16 protein-coding genes are annotated in these 18020 nt (G+C 55.4%); 15 read left to right on the top strand and 1 reads right to left on the bottom strand.

Annotation, left to right across the window (positions count from 1 at the left end):
* Nucleotides 1-31 precede the first annotated feature (31 nt).
* The 4 genes from BB497_06060 to BB497_06045 all read left to right on the top strand — a co-directional run bounded on the left by BB497_06060 (nt 32) and on the right by BB497_06045 (nt 5017).
* Nucleotides 32-1312 carry an ABC transporter substrate-binding protein gene (locus BB497_06060; GenBank protein ID AVI62304.1) on the top strand — a complete coding sequence of 427 codons (1281 nt, stop codon included), beginning with the start codon at nt 32-34 and terminating at the stop codon, nt 1310-1312.
* Between the two features lie 80 nt (nt 1313-1392).
* A complete protein-coding gene (locus BB497_06055) occupies nt 1393-2277 on the top strand; it encodes an ABC transporter permease (GenBank protein ID AVI62303.1) in 885 nt (294 codons plus the stop codon).
* 53 nt (nt 2278-2330) lie between these two features.
* The gene (locus tag BB497_06050) at nt 2331-3128 is read left to right on the top strand and encodes an ABC transporter permease (protein AVI64276.1); all 798 of its coding nucleotides are present in this window, start codon (nt 2331-2333) and stop codon (nt 3126-3128) included.
* A gap of 62 nt (nt 3129-3190) precedes the next feature.
* The gene (locus tag BB497_06045; protein AVI62302.1) at nt 3191-5017 is read left to right on the top strand and encodes an ATP-dependent DNA helicase RecQ; all 1827 of its coding nucleotides are present in this window, start codon (nt 3191-3193) and stop codon (nt 5015-5017) included.
* Between the two features lie 37 nt (nt 5018-5054).
* Here BB497_06045 and BB497_06040 read toward each other — a convergent pair whose 3' ends face one another.
* Entirely contained in the window at nt 5055-5633 is a 579-nt protein-coding gene (locus tag BB497_06040) for a hypothetical protein (protein AVI62301.1), read from the bottom strand.
* A gap of 223 nt (nt 5634-5856) precedes the next feature.
* On the opposite strand from BB497_06040, the gene BB497_06035 reads away from it, so the two are divergent.
* The 11 genes from BB497_06035 (at nt 5857) to BB497_05985 (ending at nt 18011) form a co-directional block, all read left to right on the top strand.
* A complete protein-coding gene (locus tag BB497_06035; GenBank protein ID AVI62300.1) occupies nt 5857-6270 on the top strand; it encodes a hypothetical protein in 414 nt (137 codons plus the stop codon).
* Nucleotides 6271-6282: 12 nt separating this feature from the next.
* Nucleotides 6283-6888, top strand: a complete 606-nt coding sequence (locus BB497_06030) for a hypothetical protein (protein AVI62299.1) — start codon at nt 6283-6285, stop codon at nt 6886-6888.
* Between the two features lie 19 nt (nt 6889-6907).
* A complete protein-coding gene (locus BB497_06025; protein AVI62298.1) occupies nt 6908-8074 on the top strand; it encodes a hypothetical protein in 1167 nt (388 codons plus the stop codon).
* 217 nt (nt 8075-8291) lie between these two features.
* Entirely contained in the window at nt 8292-10304 is a 2013-nt protein-coding gene (locus BB497_06020) for a chemotaxis protein (GenBank protein ID AVI62297.1), read from the top strand.
* A gap of 12 nt (nt 10305-10316) precedes the next feature.
* Nucleotides 10317-11387, top strand: a complete 1071-nt coding sequence (locus BB497_06015; GenBank protein AVI62296.1) for a chemotaxis response regulator protein-glutamate methylesterase — start codon at nt 10317-10319, stop codon at nt 11385-11387.
* Nucleotides 11384-12811, top strand: coding sequence for a methylase (locus BB497_06010; GenBank protein ID AVI62295.1), 1428 nt, complete (start codon nt 11384-11386; stop codon nt 12809-12811). The genes BB497_06015 and BB497_06010 overlap by 4 nt, the downstream gene beginning before the upstream one ends.
* Before the next feature lies 1 nt (nt 12812).
* A complete protein-coding gene (locus BB497_06005) occupies nt 12813-14921 on the top strand; it encodes a hybrid sensor histidine kinase/response regulator (protein ID AVI62294.1) in 2109 nt (702 codons plus the stop codon).
* Between the two features lie 37 nt (nt 14922-14958).
* On the top strand, nt 14959-15315 hold the full coding sequence (locus tag BB497_06000) for a response regulator (GenBank protein ID AVI62293.1): 357 nt from the start codon (nt 14959-14961) through the stop codon (nt 15313-15315).
* Between the two features lie 84 nt (nt 15316-15399).
* Nucleotides 15400-17079 (top strand): response regulator, encoded by a 1680-nt coding sequence (locus BB497_05995; protein AVI62292.1) that lies wholly within the window; start codon nt 15400-15402, stop codon nt 17077-17079.
* The gene (locus BB497_05990) at nt 17069-17602 is read left to right on the top strand and encodes a chemotaxis protein (protein AVI62291.1); all 534 of its coding nucleotides are present in this window, start codon (nt 17069-17071) and stop codon (nt 17600-17602) included. The genes BB497_05995 and BB497_05990 overlap by 11 nt, the downstream gene beginning before the upstream one ends.
* A 1-nt stretch (nt 17603) precedes the next feature.
* Nucleotides 17604-18011, top strand: coding sequence for a hypothetical protein (locus tag BB497_05985; GenBank protein AVI62290.1), 408 nt, complete (start codon nt 17604-17606; stop codon nt 18009-18011).
* Nucleotides 18012-18020 lie beyond the last annotated feature (9 nt).

The following is an 18020-nucleotide window of genomic DNA, read 5'->3' as shown; positions in this document are numbered from 1 at the left end:
TGGTTCAGTACTGACACTTGCGGAGTCTCTTATGCGTTTGCGTACCCCTTTTGCAATGACTGCTTTGGCAGCGGGCTTATTAAGCGCCGCTCAGGTAAACGCCGATAGCATTGATCTCACCATGTACTATCCCGTCTCGGTGGGCGGTGCACTCACGGATGTCATCGACAACTTGGTCGCTGAGTTTGAGAGCGAACACCCTGAGATTAATGTGGAAGCGATTTACGCCGGTAACTACGACGACACCCGCGTACGGGCAATGTCGGCCATTGAGGCCGGTGATGCACCGCAACTATCGGTACTGTTCTCCATCGACCTTTACGAGCTGATTGAGCAGAATGCCATCGTCGCTTTCGACGACTTAATCGAAACTGACGAAGAGCGCGAATGGCTAGATAGTTTTTATCCTGGCTTGATGGAAAACGGCCAGCTAGACGGCAAAACCTACGGCATACCCTTCCAGCGCTCTACCATCGTGCTGTTCTGGAACAAAGATGCCTTTGAAGCCGCGGGCCTAGACCCCGATATGCCTCCCGAGAACTGGGAAGAGATGGCCGACATGGCCGCTACCGTGCGTGAAGCCTCCGGCGGCGATCAGTGGGGCGTGATGGTACCTTCCACTGGCTACCCCTACTGGATGTTTCAGGCCTTCGCCTTTCAAAACGGCCATCGTCTAATGAGCGAAGATGGCACCGAGGTCTACTTTGACGATCCGGCGGCCATTGAAGCGCTTGAATACTGGGTATCGCTAACCACTGAGCACAATGCCATGCCCGACGGCACCATTGAGTGGGGCACGTTGCGCCAGAACTTCCTTGAAGAGTCCACCGCTATGATGTGGCACACCACGGGGAACTTAACCGCCGTGCGGAGTGAGGCCAATTTTGATTTTGGCGTCGCCATGCTGCCCATGAATACCCAGCGGGGTAGCCCCACCGGCGGCGGCAACTTCTATATTTTTGAAGACGCGACCGAAGAAGAACAGCGCGCAGCGATGACCTTTATTCGCTGGATGACAGACCCCGAGCGCGCCGCTGCATGGTCCATTGAGACGGGTTATATGGGCGTTAGCTCTGCCGCTTATGAGACCGACGCGCTGCAAAGCTACGTGGAAGAGTTCTCACCAGCAGCGGTAGCCCGTGACCAGCTCGAACACGGTACTGCGGAGCTTTCCACCTACCAGGGGGGCCGCGTGCGCCGCGCCTTGGACAACGCCGTGCAAGCCGCGCTAACCGGCCAGATGTCGCCGGAAGAAGCGCTAAGCCAAGCGCAGCAAGAAGCCGATGGCGTGCTTCGTCGCTACGCACGCTGAGTGCACTAGCGCTGTAACACTTGCCCGATTGCCATGCTCGCCGGGGTACGCCCCGGCTTTTTCTCCTGCGGTACACCCCTATGAACTTAACCTCTTATCGGCGAATGCAGTTATATGGCGGCTTGTTGTTACTGCCTGCCGCAGTGCTGTTAACCACGTTCGCCTACCTGCCTACGATCACAACCGTTATCAACAGCTTGTTTTTGCCCGGCTTTCGCGGTGCGCCCGCCGAATTTGTGGGGCTCGAAAACTATCAGGTGTTGTTTGATGACCCCACGTTTTGGAAGGTAGCGCGCAACAACTTAATTTATGCCGTGGGTACGATTCCGACGTCCATTGCACTGGCACTGGGCATGGCGCTGTTCGTTAACGGTAAACTTCCGGGGCGCGGCTTTGTGCGTATGGCGTACTTTACGCCCACCATCCTGCCCATGATCGCCGCTGCCAATATCTGGATGTTCTTCTACGCCCCACAGATTGGCTTATTTAATAAACTGCTCGGCGCATTAGGGTTTTCTGGGGTTAACTGGCTTGGCGATCCCAGCATGGCGCTGGGGTCAGTGATTGTGATGTCGGTATGGAAAGAAGCCGGCTTTTTTATGATTTTCTACTTAGCGGCATTGCAGGGTATTGCCCCCGAGCTTAAAGAGGCTTCCGACCTTGAAGGCACCAGCCGCTGGAGCTTCTTCTGGCGAGTCACCTTTCCGCTGTTAATGCCCACCACGCTTTTCGTGCTCATTAACGCCTTGATTAATGCGGTAAGGGTCGTCGATCACCTGTTTATTTTGACTAAAGGTGGGCCCAATAACGCCACCAACCTGCTGCTTTATTACGTTTATGAGAATGCGTTTTCGTTCTTTGACCGCACCACGGCGGCCACTATTACAGTGGTCATTTTGCTGGTACTCGCCGTCGTTGCCACGCTTAAGTTCACGATTTTAGACCGCAGGACCCATTACCAATGAGTTCAACCCTATCGCCTTCAAAAACCTATGCGTCCCGCTATCGTTACCTCTCCATTCCATCGCTGGAAACCGTGGCAGCATGGTTGCTGGCGATTATCTGGGTATTTCCCCTACTGTATGCGTTCTGGGCCGCCTTTCATCCCCCGGCCTATATGGTGCGCTTCGACTTATTTGCCCCCCTTACGCTGGATAACTTTAAAAACGCTTGGGCGCAGGCGCCCTTTGCCCGCTACTACCTGAACACGTTTGCCCTGGTTACCGGCGTTGTTTTTGCTCAGTTTGTAGTCTGCACCCTGGCAGCCTTTGCCTTTGCGCGTTTTCCCATCCCAGGCAAAAACGTGCTGTTTATGCTGGTGCTAATTCAGCTGTTTGTGTTCCCCGAAGTGCTGATTGTCGAGAACTACCGCATCGCCAGCGAGCTGGGGCTGATCAACACCATCACTGGCATTGGATTGCCCTACGTGGCCAGCGCCTTCGGTATTTTCCTGCTGCGTCAGACGTTTAAAACCATACCCAGGGAGCTTGAAGACGCTGCGCGTATTGAAGGCTGTAACTGGCTAGAAATTCTCTGGAAGGTGTACGTTCCCCTGGCCAAACCCACCTACCTTGCTTACGGGCTTGTCTCGATCAGCCACCACTGGAATAACTTTCTATGGCCACTGGTGGTCACCAATTCGGTAGAGAGTCGTCCGTTAACGGTAGGCTTAGGGGTTTTCTCAGCGCCCGAAACCGGCGTTAACTGGGCCACCGTTAGCGCCGCCACGCTGTTAAGCATTGCCCCGTTGCTCATCGCTTTTCTACTCTTTCAGCGCCAGTTCGTGCAGTCGTTCTTAAGAGCGGGGATTCGCTAGGCAAAATTCCTTAGGGTTTCGTGCGACAATTCTCCCTCACGCACGCGACAAGGAGAGCATTGATGCACGGCGACGCCCATCCGGCAGCCCTCAAGGTGTTGCAGGAGGTCTTTGGCTACGACAGTTTTCGCGGCCCGCAACAGGCAATTATTGAGCATGTGATTGCTGGTGGCGATGCGCTGGTGTTGATGCCCACCGGCGGTGGCAAATCGCTGTGCTATCAGATCCCCGCGCTACTGCGCGAAGGTACCGCGATTGTGGTTTCGCCGCTGATCGCGCTGATGCAGGATCAAGTAGCAGCGCTGGAACAGAACGGGGTTAGGGCAGCCTACCTCAACTCAAGCCTCGATTATCACGAGGCGGTTGATGTGGAAAATCGCCTGCGGGCGGGCGAGCTGGATCTTTTGTATGTGGCCCCCGAACGGCTCGCTATGCCGCGCATGCAGATGCTGCTGGAACAGACCCAGATCGCGCTGTTCGCCATTGATGAAGCCCACTGCGTCTCCCAGTGGGGTCACGATTTTCGCCCGGAGTATCGCCAGCTCTCCCACCTGCATCAGCGCTTTCCCCAGGTGCCGCGCATCGCCCTGACCGCCACCGCCGACGTGCCCACCCGGGGCGATATCATGGAGCACCTGCAGCTTCAAAACGCGGCGCTATACAACAGCGGCTTTGACCGCCCCAACATTCGCTACCATATCGCCGAAAATCAGGGCAACGCCAAGGAACAGCTGCTGCGCTTTATTCGCGAGCACCACAATGGCGAGGCAGGCATTGTCTACTGTCTTTCCCGGCGCAAAGTAGAGGAGACTGCCGCTTGGCTGGAACGCCAGGGGCTCACCGCGCTGCCCTACCACGCGGGGCTTCCCGCCGAGCAGCGCCAGCACCACCAAACCCGCTTTCTACGTGAAGATGGCGTGGTAATCGTCGCCACTATCGCCTTCGGCATGGGCATCGACAAGCCAGACGTGCGCTTTGTGGCGCACCTCAACCTGCCCAAGAGTATCGAAGCCTACTACCAAGAGACTGGCCGTGCCGGGCGCGACGGCCTGCCCGCCGATGCCTGGATGGCCTATGGGCTTCAGGACGTAATCACCCTGCGCCAGATGCAGCAGGGCTCCAGCGCCGCTGACCAGCAAAAACGCATTGAGCAGCAGAAGCTCGACGCTATGCTGGGGCTATGTGAAATCATTAGTTGCCGACGCCAGGCGCTGCTCCACTACTTTGGCGATCACTTAGACGCGCCCTGCGGCAACTGCGACAACTGCCTCACCCCACCCGAGACCTGGGACGCCACCGTGGCGGCACAAAAGGCGCTCTCCTGCGTCTACCGCACCGAGCAGCGCTTTGGTGTGACCTATCTGGTGGATTTACTGTTGGGCAAAAGCAACGAACGAATCACCCGCTTTGGCCACGACAGACTCAGCACCTACGGCATAGGCAAAGACCTCTCTGCCAACGAATGGAAGGCGCTCTTTCGGCAGCTGATTGCTAGCGGTTTTTTAAGCGTGGATATGGAGGGCCATGGCGGCATCAAGCTGACTGCTAACGCAAAGCCGGTACTGCGCGGCGAGCATGACCTCACCCTGCGCAAGCCAATCAACAAACCCAGTAAGGCTAAAGCCGCTCGGCGGGGCAGCAAAGTCTCTGCCACGCACAGCCACGGCCCACTGTGGGAGGCACTGCGCCAGCACCGCAGGGAGCTTGCCGAAGCCCAGGGCGTGCCCGCCTATGTGATCTTCCACGACGCCACCCTTGCCGAACTGATCGAACAGAAACCCCAGAGTTTGGAGGCATTGGGGGCAATCTCCGGCATTGGCGCGCGCAAGCTGGCAGATTACGGCGAGGGCTTTCTGACAGTTATTCTGGCGCAGCAGGAAGGCGAGTAGCGTTAATGCAGCAGGCTATCTTGACTGCTGGGCGATGCTAGGTCGGGCGGTTTTTCGTAGTGATGGGATCAAGCCCATCTGGATCTTCGAATACTTCAGGATATCTGCGCTTGGCCCGCACTAAACGAATGATGGTGACGATATTGGTGATCACAATCAGCCCTTCCGCAATAGTTCCGCCGATCGCACCAATGAGCAGGTTGTTCAGCATCCACGCTAAGGCGGCCAGCCCTAGGCATACCCGCATGGCGATGCCGCGCAGCAAAAACATGCCAACGGTTCCCATTACCATGGCCGCCATGGGCAGAACATCCACCCAGTTTTGCCAAGTGAAAGCGGCAGCAATACCACTGGCCAGCAGCACGCCCACCATAACGGCTTTGCTACCCATATAGCGTCGGGCCAGCACAATTCGCACAATCACCATTACGGTGAGCGCGGCCGCCGTCCAACTTCCAAAAAAGACAAACTGCAGCGCAAAGGCCACATTGGCGGAGATCAGCAGCCCTAATAATCTGTTGTCGTTTTTGCTGGCAAAAGCCACTACGCATATCACCAGCGCCACCAAGCCAAAGAGCTGACCCGCCAGAACACTGTGGCTTAGGCTATCTAGCATTGCATATACTCAGTTAGATTTTTCAGCGGCCCATACTCGCATAAATACGCCGCGCCCTCTTGATGAAACCGCCTGACTTTAGCGCACGAGATCCAGCAGTACTTGCGAGACTTCTTTCCCGATCACTATTTAATCAAACATCCCTAAGAGCCACCCATTAAGCGGAATGCTATGACACAATGGGGCAATCGATACGACGCACTTAACAAGGAAGACACCGGCCATGTTTCACTACTTACAAGGTTTACCCCATTTTTTTGGCTACTTGATCAGCGCTCTTGGGCTGTTAGTTGCCTTTATGTACTGCTATAGCCGCATTACGCCACACCACGAGTGGACACTGATTCGTGAAGGCAACGCTGCTGCCGCCCGCGCCTACGGCGGCTCTATTCTGGGTTTTACCATTCCGCTGTATAGCGCCATGGCGAACTCTGTCAGCTATATCGACTTTATTCTCTGGGGCATTATTGCCTTTGGTGTTCAGTTAGCGACTTTCTTTGGGTTGAAGCTGTTTCTGCGTCAGCAGGGCGAAAGCCTTTCCCAGCATATTAACGAAGGCCACCAAGCCTACGGCACGTTGGTAGGCAGCGTTTCCATTGCGGTCGGCTTGATCAACGCAGCCTCAATGACGTGGTAAAGGAGAGTGACATTGGATACACATAACCACCCGGCACATTTACCCCGTCGCAAGCGCAGCGCTCGCCTGACCCTGGCGATGATGGGCACCAGCGCGTTTGGCTTAACTGCCTGTGTTGAATCAGCGCCTGATGAGCACGTAACCGAGGTCAGCTTCGATGAACCCAGAAGCTTTCAAAGTGTTGAGGAGTGCGTTGCTGCTAACGTTTATACCCGCAGCGCCTGCGAAGATGCTCACGCTGCATCGCTTGAGTCTGTTCCCCGCTTTGACACACTAGAAGCCTGCGAAGCAGAGCACGGCGAAGGCGCTTGCACAGCACCTACCGAGGAACAAGCCCAAGCCACTAGCGGTGGCGGCAGTTGGTTTATGCCCGCCATGATGGGTTACATGATGGGCAGCATGTTGTCGAACACCAACCGTGGTCGTTCTATTGAGCGGGTCTATCAAGAACCGGTTTACCGTAATCGCCAAAACCAAGGCAATTGGAATACCGCCTCCACCCAAGCAACCCAGCGTGTTAATCAGCGCAATGAGGCCATGCGTAGCTCGGTGGTTCAGAACCGCCAAGCAACGACACGACGCGGTCTGGGCACACGTTCAGCCTCCTGGGGTTCATAGCCAGTATTCGAGGATTGCTATGCTGCGGGTAGATATACCTGAACGTAAAGAGTGGAAAGCCCTAGCCGACGAGCTAGGGTTTCATTTTCACACCATTGATGGTGCACCGTACTGGAAAGAGGACGCCTACTACCAGTTCACCCTGGAGCAGGTAGAACAGGACATCGAGGCTCCAACTGAAGCGCTGCATGAAATGTGTATGGAGTTGGTCGACAAAGTCTGCCACTCCAATGCGTTGATGCAGCGCTTAGCGATTCCTGAGTTTATGTGGGACACCATTCATAACTCCTGGAAAACGGGCCAGCCGCACCTGTATGGTCGTATGGACTTTGCCTATACCGGTAACGGCCCAGCGAAGCTGTTAGAGCTAAATTACGATACGCCCACATCGCTCTATGAAGCGGGATTTTTCCAGTGGGTATGGCTTGAACAAGCCATTGAGCAGGGCATTCTTCCTCGTCAGGCAGACCAGTACAACTCGATTCAAGAGCGCTTAATCAACGCCATGGCCCATTTAGGCGACCGCTTGGAAAGGCGTACGCTCTACTTCTCCTGCGTAAAAGGCAGCGATGAAGAGCGTGCAACGGTGAGCTACTTGCAAGATATTGCCCTTCAAGCGGGGCTGAATACACCCTTTATTTATACCGATGATATAGGCCTGCAGCCTGGTGCCACTCACTTTGTCGATTTAGACAACCAGCCCATTACAGCGATCTTCAAACTCTACCCCTGGGAAGAGATGGCTGACGATGCGTTTGGCCAACAGCTGCCGTTGCTCGACACGCACTGGTTCGAGCCTCCCTGGAAAGCGATTCTATCCAATAAAGGTATTTTGCCGCTGCTTTGGGAGCACTTTGAGGGCCACCCTAACCTGCTACCGGCTTTTTTCGAAAATGCTAACAGCCCACCGCTACCAGCGGGCTGGGTGCGCAAACCGTTCTTCTCTCGGGAAGGCAGTAACATAGAGCTGATTACCCCATCAGGCCAGCGCGAGGCCGTAGATGGCCCTTACACTGACAGCCCCTGGATTCGTCAGGCTTACCACCCGATGCCGCGCTTTGGTGACAATCATGCCCTAGTCGGTAGCTGGGTAGTGGGTGACCGCGCCTGCGGCATGGGCATTCGTGAAGATATGGGCCGCATCACCAAAGACACCTCGTGCTTTATTCCCCACGCGATCGTATAAACAGAAGTACCAAATTCAACTTATTAGCGCTGGACATTGCTCCCTAAAAAAGCTGAAATCGTTGGTATTACTGATTGATACTACCGGGAGTATTACTTCCGCGAGTAGAGGGGCCATCGACCCTTCATCTTCTATACCCTGAGCGTTGCCTAACAGCGTTAATGCTAAATGCCGTTGCGTCTTCAGGGCCACCATCTACTTTGGAGCAACGGCGAACATGATGGCGCGCTGGAAATCCCTACCTTTAAGGCTTCGGCTATTTTCATCCTTTGGGATCGTCTTAGCGCTGGCAATGCTTCTAGCGCTCTATCTTCAAGCGCGCTCCCACAGCCAGGCGCGGCTTGATAACCTGCTTAATCAGGAGCTACCGGCACAGATCGAAGGATTAGCTGCGCATATAAACCTTAACCTTAGCCAGGATCTGGCCATTTCCAAAAGCCTTGCCAATAGCTACTTTATTGAACAGTGGATTAGCGACGGATTACCTGAAGCACAACAAAACGATATTACCCGCTACCTTATGCGCCTGATGGAACAGATAGACACCGAGCTACTGTTTATCGCCGCTCAGCACCAGGGCCGCGGTTACTATTTCCAACTGCGCAATGGCGAACTCCTGCAACGTACTATCCAGCCGCCAGGCAGTGACGATGATTGGTACTACCGTTTTACTGAAAGCGATAACGCTTACGAGTTAAATTTAGATAGCGATACTTTTTCACCCGAAGATGCCTTTGTGTATGTTAACTACCGCAGTGCCGTCGATGCCGCCAACGGACGACCGCTGGTAGTGGCTGGAGCGGGGCTTGATCTCTCCCAAATGGCCAGCTTGATTAGTGACTTCCGCTTAGGGAATACCGGACGCGCTTCGCTTATCAGCGCCGAAGGTGAACTGCTCATTCACAGCGGTGAGGGCGTAATAACATCGGAACCTCTGCCCGATCAAATGTCCCAGCGCTTGCAGCCCGATGAACGGCGCCAGGTTCACGAAATTGAGCGCGATGGCAGCACACTGCTGGTTAACACACGCTGGCTGCCCGAGCTGCAGCGCTACCTCATGGTTGAGGTCGATAAAGAGGCGTACTTGGCATCCACGCGTGAGCGCTTTCTGGAATCTAGCGGTGTAGGTTTACTCATACTGCTTGTTGGGTTGCTGATTCTCTATCCGCTGACCGGCAGTCTTATTCGTCCACTCATTGATTTCCAGCGCCAGTTGAAAGATATCACCCACAGTTTAGATCTCTCGCGGCGCGTCAGCACCGACGACAAAGCGGAGCTTGGCGACTTAGCCCATCAAACTAACGAGCTCCTTGAGCGTCTCTCCCGCGCCATTGCGGCGGTGGCCAAGAACGCAATGGCGCTAACACACGTCGCCGATCGGCTGGCAAAAACCGCTGGCCTTTCCGGTGTGCACGGCAGCGATATTGACAATGAAGCAAGCCAAACCATGGCCGCAGCCGTCGAAGAGATGGCCTCTTCGGTGGCTGAAATCACCTCCACCATGGAAGAACTTTCTACCTCATCTACCCAAATCGCTGACCACTCCCAGTCAGTGGTCGACGTTGCCAACCAAACTCTGGAGCGCAGCCGCAAAGGCAGTGCGGCCATGCAGCTTCTACAGTCAAAAATGCAGGATATCCGCAGCGACAGCGAGCAGAGCCTGACCGAGATCATGACGCTGGGGGCTAAATCTAAGCAGATCAATAAAGTCATGGAGTTGATCAATACGCTAGCCGCCCAGACCAAGCTGATCGCCTTTAATGCCGCGCTGGAAGCCTCCAGCGCGGGGGAATCGGGCCGACGCTTTTCGGTTGTGGCCAGCGAGATACGCCGCTTGGCTGACAGCGTGACCGACTCTACCCAAGAAATCGAAGCGCACACCGATGATATTCAGACGGCTATTAATCGCTTAGTTGTGGCGTCTGAAAAAGGCGCCTCCTCCATCGAGCAAGGCGTTGAAGCCAGCATGAGCACTGCCCAGGACCTTGAAGCACTGCTCAAAGCGGCCAGTCAAACCAGCAGTGCCGCCCAGCAGATATCGCTCTCTACTCAGCAACAAAAAACTGCCAGTAGCCAGGTGGTCATGGCGCTGCGCGACATCGACACAGCCAGTTCACGCAATGCCCATTCGGTGCGCAGCATTACCGATATCAGCCAAGATATGATTCAAATGTCGACAGAGCTTAACGCGCTGGTGCAGGAGTTCACCCTTACCCATAAAGATCGCTGATAAGGATACCGGATGAGTGTAATTCGGGTAGTCATTGCCGACGACAGCCAAGTAGCCCGCGACGTGCTACGCGATATCCTTAGCCGAGCCGATGATATTGAGGTCGTAGGTGAAGCCACTAACGGCCGCGAAGCAGTAGAGCTGGTCAAACGCCTTGCACCGCAGCTGATCACCATGGACCTCAACATGCCGGTGATGGACGGCCTAAGCGCTATTGAAGAGATTATGTATAGCAGGGGCGTGCCCATCCTGGTGGTCAGTGACCGCTCCGATGCTCAAACGGCTTATCAGGCTTTAGAAGTGGGTGCGCTTGAAGTAATGCCTAAACCCACATTAGAAGGGGCCGACGCAGATCGCCTATTGGAACGTGTTCGCCTGCTTGCGGGTGTTGCGGTGATTACTCGCCTACGGCGGCGCGTCACAACACCGGCTCCCATTATCACCCTGCCTACCCTGCCCGCGGCCTCAAGTGGCGTGCCGCGGAACTTTCAACACGTCGTCGCGATCGCTTGTTCGACCGGTGGCCCGCAAGCCTTAGTGCGCCTGTTGCGAACGCTACCGGCTAGGTTTCCAGCGCCTATTGTGATCGCCCAGCACATCAGCCATGGGTTTATTGATGGTATGGCTGAATGGCTAGCATCGCTATGCGCCATGCCGATCAGTGTTGCCAAAGAGGGCGAGCAGATTCAGCCTGGGCACATTTACCTATCACCTTCAGAGCGTGATTTATGTGTCTCCCCCCGCCACCGTTTCCAGCTTCAGCCCAGCCCCCAAAGCTCTCTGTATCATCCTAGCTGCGATGTGCTGTTGCAGAGTGTCGCAGAGGTCTACGGCAGAGATGCCATCGGCATTATCCTGACCGGTATGGGCCGCGATGGCGTTATTGGCATGCGGGCTATTTATCAGGCAGGCGGCACCACCTTCGCGCAAGATGAAGCCAGCTCAGTTATTTATGGCATGAACCAGGAAGCCGTTAAAGCGGGTGTTATTCAGTATGAGCTACCGCTAGATAGCCTGGCGGGACGTCTATTGCGCGATGTGCGCGGCTCCCTAAATAACAACCGACCGGAGCCTCTAGCATGAGCGCGTTAGCGCCCTTTAAAGCCCTTGTGCATCAGCGCTGCGGTTTACACCTAGAGGGCTTGGCCGAAGCTCGGCTATTACGAGCGGTCGCCAGCTTACAAGCCTTCACAGGACTAGCGGATAACACCCAGCTTCTTAAACAATTAACCAGCGACACAGTGCTCTTCGATCACTTTGTCAGCCAGTTAACGGTTAACGAAACCTATTTTTGCCGTGAACCGGATGCCTTGAACTGGTTGGTTAGCACCTATCTGCCTGAGCGCTTAGCGGCAAGGGGGCCACCGCTATCCATCTTTAGCGCAGGCTGTTCTTCCGGCGAGGAGCCCTATAGCGTAGCGATGATGCTGTTTGAGCGCTTTGGCGAGCGCGCTAAATCGCTGTTTACTCTCACCGGCGGTGACCTGGATCACCAAATTCTCGCCAAGGCACGCCAGGCGATTTATGGCGGCATGGCGTTTCGCGCGCTCTCACCCGACTTCAAAGCGCGTTACTTTAGCCCTTTCCAGGGCCGCTTTAAGCTTCACGAATCTCTTCGCCAATGGGTAACTTTTTGTCCGTTTAACCTTTTAAACGCCCATGAAAGCCATCCAGGCGGCCCCTTTGATGTGATTCTGTTTCGCAATGTATCGATCTACTTTGACCCGCAGACGCGGCGGCGTATTCACCATCAGCTGAGCCAGTTGCTGGCCCCGAATGGCATCTTACTCTGCGGTGTTACCGAAACGTTGGGTAACGATCTCGGCGTTTTTGAGCTGGTCGAAGATCAGGGCATATTTTACTTTCGCCGCGCTGAGCAATCCGCCGCAGTGCCAACGGCTCCCCTTGAGCCGCCCATGCTTGCGATGCGCGCAAAGGCTGATGACAGTAGTGACATCCGTGAGAGCGCCCGTGAAACGCTAGGGCTAGCAAGCAGCACTGATTTAGCGCCCGATGCGCCTCTTGCCCAAACAGCGGATAGCGAACAAGCAGATAGCACCGCTGATCAGCTGCATACCGCCCATCAGTTGCTCAATCAAAATGCCTTTAACGAGGCCGCAACGCTGCTTGAGGCGCTTCTTAAACAACAGCCGTGGTCAATCGATACGCTAGTACTAGCCGGGCTAGTCGCCCGCTGGCAGCAAAAGCCCCATGTGGCCTACGACTATTTTAAACGGGCTATTTACGTTGCCCCAGAGTGCTGGCCAGCGCACTTCTACTTAGCTGAACTGTATCGCCAGGGTGAATTGACCGACGAGCCGCTACAACGCAAGCAACGCTATGCCGCGGTGGTGCGTTTGCTGACCACTGCGCCCACCTCAAGCGGCGGGTTAGACACTATCGTCCCACCGCTGCCACCTGGCGATGCGCGCTTCCTTGCCGAACGTTATTTAGAAGCGGACAGCACCACGCTGGCATCCCCTCACCTCTCACAGGGAGTGAGTTAACATGGCGCTGGATATTCGCCGCTTTATTCAGCGCTTTGTGGAAGAGGCCGCCGACCACCTGCCGCGCTTACGCGAAGGGATAAGTGCATTAGAGCAGGGCTATGCTGACCGAGAGCAGATCAATGAGCTGTTTCGCGCAGCGCATACGCTCAAAGGCTCGTCGCGTATGTTAAAGCTGGCGCCCATTACGGCACTGGCGCATAGCACGGAAGAACTGCTCAGCGCCCTGCGCGACGGCACCCTAACCGCATCGCCGACAGTTACCAGCCTGCTTAACCAAGCCGTTGATGGGCTTTCTGACTTTGTCAGTCAGCTAGCCCAAGGGGCAACAGGCGATGACTTACCGGCCACGGATGAGGCGTTGTGTAACGCCCTTGAACAGGCGGCTCTTCAAACCCAACCCCTGCCCAGCACACCTGCACCCCCGCTTCCTGTTACGCCTTCAGCACCTTCGACTTCCACTGCGCTGACCACCGAGAGCGAACTACGCCTCAGCGATACGGTGCGGGTTCGTTTGGACCGGCTAGACGATGTTATCCGCTTGATGGGTGAAGTACTTTCCGGCCACCACCACTTACATACCTTGGTTGACCAAGCCCGCGCGTTAAGCACCACGCTCCCTGCCGAGCAGCAGGCGCCCTTTCACGCTTTTCACCGTGAGCTGAAAGATAGCGTTTTAAGTCACGATTCGCTGATGAACGACTTGCACGACCGGGCACTGCAAATGCGCATGCTACCGCTAAGCGTAGTGTTTGATCCGCTCGCGCACATGTCCCGTGAGTTGGCTCAATCACTCGGCAAACAGGTCGACTGCCGCTTACGAGGCGCCGAAATAGAGCTTGATCGCCAGATGATTGATCGCTTGTCAGACCCGCTCATTCACCTGCTGCGCAATGCCCTGGATCATGGCTTCGAGCCACCTGCCGAGCGCGTGGCATCGGGTAAATCACCCCGGGGGAAGCTGGTGATTGAAGCGTGGCAAGATGCGGACTGGGTAATGGTTGAGATGCATGATGATGGCGCAGGTATTGCGTTAGACGCGGTGCGTCAGAAAGCGCTTGCCAAACAGCTCGTCAGTGAAGAGCAGCTGAATACACTGAGTGAGCAGGAAACCCTGGAGCTTATTTTCCTGCCGGGTTTCTCTACTAAAAGCATGATTACCGACTTTTCTGGGCGCGGCGTGGGCTTAGATGTGGTCAAGCGCACGGTTATGGACGAGCTTAACGGCGACTTACAGCTTACCAGCGAACGCGGCAGCGGCACGCGCTTTACCCTGCGCCTGCCACTCTCACTGGCCATGATGCGCGTGCTGTTGATCAGCGTTGGCGGTGTCACCCTAGGGGTAACCGCGCCTTACGTATCCGAGCTGGTGGAGTGTTCACCTGGCTCATTCATTGATGCTGCTGGACAGCGCACGCTGATTTTGCGCAATGAATTTGTACCGGTGGTATCACTAGCCCAACTGCTTGAGCTACCTGAGACAACGTCCGACACCGATAATACCTTACTGCTGGTCGTCCACCAGCGACACCAGAAGCTCGCCTTGATAATTGATTCACTGATTGATGAGCGCGATATGGTGATTAAGCCGCTCCCGGTGCATCTACGTCACTTACCGCTGGTCTCGGGCATGGTTTCCATGGGGCGTAATGCGCTGGTGAGCCTACTGCACATACCTGCGTTGCTGGAGGCTACCCGGCACAATGTCCAGCACCTTGGTAATGAGCGTCCCTCATCCACTCTCGCGAAGCGCATTTTGGTAGTCGATGACTCACTGAATACCCGGGAAATAGAGAAAGACGTACTCGAAGCGTGGGGCTACCACGTTACGCTGGCCGAAAATGGTCGCGATGGGTTAGCCAAAGCACTGGCGGAGCCATTTGATGCAGTACTAACCGACGTTGAGATGCCAATAATGGACGGCTTTGCGCTGACTGCCCGACTGCGCGAAAATGAGGTTTATCGTTATCGGCCGATTATTATTATCACCTCGCGGGAAAAAGAGTCTGATCGGCGACGCGGCATTGAGGTTGGTGCCGATGCCTATATCGTCAAGGGCAGTTTTGATCAAAACAATTTAGTAGAAACTCTCCAGGCCCTGCTGGGTTAAAGCGCGGGTTACTTACACAACACTCAAGAGGTCATGGATGCATATTCTGGTCGTAGACGACGATCCGCTAGCGGGTGAAATGACGGCGGCACTGCTTGAATCGCAAGGGCATAATACTCTGATGGCCAATGATGCAATGGACGCCGTCGAGCAGTTAGATTCTCACAGCGATATCAAACTGATTGTCAGCGATATGCACATGCCCCTTGTCAGCGGCACAGTACTGCTAGCGATGCTGCGCGAGCAAGGCAATCACCTGCCGTTTATTTTACTTACCGGGGACACCCCGGATGAAGCACTACGCCAGACACCGGGCCTGAACGCCTGTTTGCGTAAAGATGCCGAGCTGGCAAGTAATCTAGAAGCCGCCGTTCAACAGGCACTCAACAGCTAAGCATGCTCCGAAACAATGTTAGATGCGATGGAATGGATAAAATGGAACGGATCGCCGCTTTCGACCAATCACTTAGGTAGTCTGATGTCTCAGCCCGCCCCTTCGCTGCACGAAAAGCTCAATCAGCTGCGTGCGCGTTTTATTGAGCAGCTTCCAGCCCGCTTAGCGCACACCGCCAAGCTGTGGGAGCAGAGCCGCGCCTCGACCGAAGAGCAAACGCGACTCGCGCCGGAGCTGCACCGCTTCTTTCATAGTTTGAAAGGAACCGGGAGGTCGTTGGGCTTTGAGCGGCTTGCCCAGCTAGCAGACCAGGCTGAGGAGTCGCTCACCTCCTCTCCTCTGCGTGCTGATATCGACACCTATATCAGCGAGCTGCTACATAAGCTGGGGCGCGAACAGCAACACTTGCGTTCGCATAATGGCCAGCAGCAAGCGCTGTCCGCGGTGCACAGCTTTGAGCTGACCGGCCAAGTGGAGCCGATGCGCAATAAGCGCCAGCGGTTAATTTACTTGTGCGACGATGAGCCCGAGCAGGTCGATCAACTAATCCACCATCTCCGCTGTTTTGGTCATGAGGTCGTGCACTTTATCGACACAGAAACGTTCTTTAACGCCGTGCTCACTCGTCGGCCAGACGCGGTGATCATGGATGTGCAGTTCCCCCAAGGCCAGACAGCCGGCACGGAAACCCTGGCCAGCCTCAACAAATTGACCGACCAACCGCTGCCTGCCATCGTACTGTCGGCCCACAGCGACTTTCATTCACGCCTGAGCGCCGTTCGCGCAGGCTGCGACGGCTACTTCATAAAGCCAGTGAAGCCGCTGGATCTTATGTTGGCGGTGGATGAGCTCACCGCTCCGGCGGCGGAAGAGCCGCTAAAGGTACTCGTGGTGGATGATGAGCCTGAAGTAGCTGCCTACCATGCCTTACTGCTTGAAGAGGGCGGCATGATGGCTCATCAAGTTCACCATCCCGCCGATGCACTCACTACGATGGAGCGCTTTAGTCCCGACTTACTGCTGGTCGATGTGTATATGCCGGTGTGTTCAGGGGAAGAGCTGGCGACGATTATTCGTCAGCAGCCGGAGTATCTAGGGCTACCGATCATCTATCTCTCTAGTGAAACCGACAGCCAAAAGCAAATTTCCGCGATGTCCGCGGGTGTTGAAGCCTTTCTTACCAAGCCCGTACAGGCAGAGGAACTGGTCTCGGCGGTGCGGCTGCGCGCTGAACGCCTACGCCTACTGCGCTCATTAATGACCCGCGATAGTATGACCGGCTTGTATAACCACAGCACTACCACCGAGCTCATCAATAAAACCCTCGCCCAAGCACACCGCGAAAACAGCCAGCACGCCATGGCGATGATTGATATTGATCACTTTAAACATGTGAATGATACCCACGGCCACTTGGCGGGCGATCAAGTGATTATCACCTTGGCAAGGCTATTAAAGAGCCGCCTGCGGCTCTCAGATATTATCGGCCGTTACGGCGGCGAAGAATTTGTTGTGCTGCTAAAAGGTATCAACGCCGAGAAGGCCGCCACATTAATTAATAGTTTGCGCGAGGATTTTGCACTGGTCGATTTCCACGCCGGTGATGTCCGCTTTCGCTGCACCTTCAGCGCAGGTATCAGCAGCTTCCCCGCGCAGCCTTCTACCGAGTCACTGCGTTTAAGCGCTGATCAGGCGCTCTACCTTGCCAAAGACCAGGGACGCAATCAGGTCGTCGTATCAATGGAGCAAGCCGATGAGCGCTGAAACGCCACGCGACAGCCACTCTTTGGAAGAGGCGTTAGCGGCACACGGCGATGCTAATACAGTGGTCGATGTTGATGAGCCCACCCAGCAGCTAGTGCTTTTTCGGCTCAATGGCCAGCGCTTTGCACTACCCGGCAGCGCAGTGAGCGAGATTTTACCCAGCGATCAGCCCGTTTATTACGTACCGGGGCTACCTGTCTCTACTGAAGGCGTACTGCACCTGCGTGGCCACATTGAGTCTGTCATTAGCCTGCATCAGCTACTCGGCCTGCCCACGCCTGAGAACCCAACCCACGGCATGATTTTGTTAGTCAACGCAGCGGGCATGAGCAGCGGCGTGCGAATAGAACAGCTAGACGATGTGTGCGACGTGGCCCAAAGCATGCTGCAAGCGCCTCCCGAAACGCTTCCCAGCACGTTGCACCCTTATGTTAGCGCGCTGTGGCAGATAGATGATCGCCAAGCGCTTGCACTGCTTGAGCCAGAGGCGCTATTCAACGCCTACCAGCAGGGGCTGGGTTAACGTGCTTCAGCATCAAGATCATGACGAGCAAGCTCAGGTGGCTATGGTGCTGTTTCGCGTAGGGCCTTACCGTGCCGCCCTAGAAGCGTGTCATGTTATCGCCATGGCCGATCAACCGACGGCATTGCGCAGCGCCAGCGCCCACTCGTTGCTTTATGAAGGGCGCGACCAACCTACGCCACCTAGCCGCTGGCTAACCCTGCGCGACGCTCAAGTAAGGAGCGAAAAAAACAGCACTTGGCAGCTAGGCGTAAGCGGCGACATTACCCTTCGGCAACTGCCTGCCAACACGCTTTACCCGCTACCTAAGCTGCTGCGTTCCCGACGGTTTTCAATGGCGCTGTGCGGCTTTACGTTTGAACAGCAGCAACTCGTACTGCTGTTGGACGCGCGCAAGCTGACTCCTTAGCCTTCTCAT

The organism is Halomonas sp. GFAJ-1 (assembly GCA_002966495.1).
In the GTDB taxonomy this organism is placed as follows: domain Bacteria; phylum Pseudomonadota; class Gammaproteobacteria; order Pseudomonadales; family Halomonadaceae; genus Vreelandella.
This window is presented reverse-complemented; position numbering and strand designations above follow the sequence as displayed.